General features: G+C 46.0%; 1 protein-coding gene. It reads left to right on the forward strand.

Annotated elements, in window-relative coordinates:
- Positions 1–44 precede the first annotated feature (44 nt).
- A complete protein-coding gene (locus tag ACFOWX_RS01490; RefSeq protein WP_449325415.1) occupies positions 45–539 on the forward strand; it encodes an AAA family ATPase in 495 nt (164 codons plus the stop codon).
- Positions 540–569: the final 30 nt, after the last annotated feature.

The following is a 569-nucleotide window of genomic DNA, read 5'->3' on the forward strand; positions in this document are numbered from 1 at the left end:
TGGGCAAATTTGATGAAGGTAAACTGCCCACCGATCCACACCTGATGCTCCGACTGGCCATTGAAACTGTTGCTCATGACTATGATGTCATAGTTATTGACAGCGCGCCTAACCTGGGTATCGGCACGATTAATGTCGTATGTGCTGCTGATGTGCTGATTGTTCCCACGCCTGCTGAGTTGTTTGACTACACCTCCGCACTGCAGTTTTTCGATATGCTTCGTGATCTGCTCAAGAACGTTGATCTTAAAGGGTTCGAGCCTGATGTACGTATTTTGCTTACCAAATACAGCAATAGTAATGGCTCTCAGTCCCCGTGGATGGAGGNTCGGGATGCCTGGGGAAGCATGGTTCTAAAAAATGTTGTACGTGAAACGGATGAAGTTGGTAAAGGTCAGATCCGGATGAGAACTGTTTTTGAACAGGCCATTGATCAACGCTCTTCAACTGGTGCCTGGAGAAATGCTCTTTCTATTTGGGAACCTGTCTGCAATGAAATTTTCGATCGTCTGATTAAACCACGCTGGGAGATTAGATAATGAAGCGTGCGCCTGTTATTCCAAAACATA

Source organism: Sphingorhabdus arenilitoris (genome assembly GCF_042651485.1).
Lineage (GTDB): Bacteria > Pseudomonadota > Alphaproteobacteria > Sphingomonadales > Sphingomonadaceae > Sphingorhabdus_B > Sphingorhabdus_B arenilitoris.